General features: G+C 45.8%; 1 protein-coding gene. It reads right to left on the bottom strand.

Annotated features, from left to right (window positions below):
- Positions 1-1538, bottom strand: a 1538-nt coding sequence (gene ahpF, locus ACEWB7_RS17255) for an alkyl hydroperoxide reductase subunit F (RefSeq protein WP_411581000.1), incomplete at its 3' end; no start/stop codon positions are given.
- Between the last annotated feature and the right edge of the window lie 15 nt (positions 1539-1553).

Raw genomic sequence — 1553 nt, 5'->3', positions numbered from 1 at the left:
AAGGCAGATAATGATGCTTTGGCACCTTCACCAGTCGCGATGATGATCTGTTTGTAAGGAACAGTGGTACAGTCACCTGCAGCAAATACACCTTTCACATTGGTTTCGTTGCGCTCGTTAATCACAATCTCACCACGGTTAGTTAACTCAACATCGGTTCCTTTCAGGAAGTCGGTGTTCGGCAACAAACCGATCTGAACGAAGATCCCTGCAAGTTCTACTGTGTGCTCTTCATCAGTTGCACGGTCTTTGTATTTCAACGCTGTGACTTGTGAACCATCACCGATCACTTCGGTAGAAAGTGCATTTTTGATCACAGTCGTATTTGGCAAGCTGTTCAGTTTGTCCTGCAATACCTGATCCGCACGAAGTTTAGTATCGAACTCAACCAGCGTTACATGCTCAACAATACCTGCAAGGTCAATCGCAGCTTCTACACCCGAGTTACCGCCACCAATCACTGCCACACGTTTGCCTTTGAACAAAGGACCATCACAGTGTGGGCAGTAAGCCACGCCACGAGTTTTGTATTCCTGTTCACCTGGAACATTCATCTCTCTCCAGCGTGCACCGGTAGATAAAATCACAGTTTTAGATTCAAGTTTGGCACCATTTTCTAAAGTCACTTCTACCAGACCATTGGCTGTACTATCTGCACCTTTGATGTCAGAAACACGTTGCAGGTTCATGATGTCAACACCGTATTCACGAACGTGTGCTTCCATTTCAGCGGCAAATTTCGGACCTTGGGTTTTTTGCACTGAGGTATAGTTTTCGATGTCCATGGTATCCATCACCTGACCGCCCATGCGTTCAGCCACGATGCCAGTTTTGATGCCTTTACGTGCTGCATAGATCGCTGCAGTATTCCCTGCAGGTCCACCACCAATCACTAGGATATCAAATGCATCTTTGGCATTCAGTTTTTCAGCAGCTTTAGCTGCGGCATTGGTATCCAGTTTGGCAATGATTTCTTCCAGCGTCATACGACCCTGACCGATATGTTCATTGTCTTGGAAGACCATCGGTACGGCCATGATTTTACGTTCTTCTACTTCGTCCTGGAAGAAAGCCCCATCAATCATGGTTGCTGTTGTACCCGGGTTATAGATGGCAATCAGGTTCAATGCCTGCACCACATCAGGACAGTTATGGCAGCTTAAAGAGACAAATACATCAAAGTCAGATTTAATGCCTAAACCTTTAATCGATTCCAGAACTTCGGCAGAGACTTTTGGTGCATAGCCTGAAGTTTGTAACAATGCCAGAATCAGGGAAGTAAACTCATGACCCATCGGCAAGCCTGCAAAGAACACACGAGGCTGTTCACCGGCTTTTGCCACACCAAAGCTTGGTGCACGTTTGTTGGTACCGTCAAAACGGGCAGTCACTAAATCAGAAAGTTGCGCGATTTCCTCAACCAGTTCTTTGATTTTGGCTGATTTGTCAGAGCCATCCAGAGTTGCCACTAATTCAATCGGGCCCTCCAAACGTTCAAGTAGTGTTTTTAATTGAGCTGAAGTATTTTGATCTAACATTGCTAACGTCTCCAA

This window comes from Acinetobacter sp. NIOH-H-8, from assembly GCF_046635365.1.
In the GTDB taxonomy this organism is placed as follows: Bacteria; Pseudomonadota; Gammaproteobacteria; order Pseudomonadales; family Moraxellaceae; genus Acinetobacter.
Note: the sequence above shows the minus strand (reverse complement) of the source record. Positions and strands in the feature narration are given on the sequence as shown.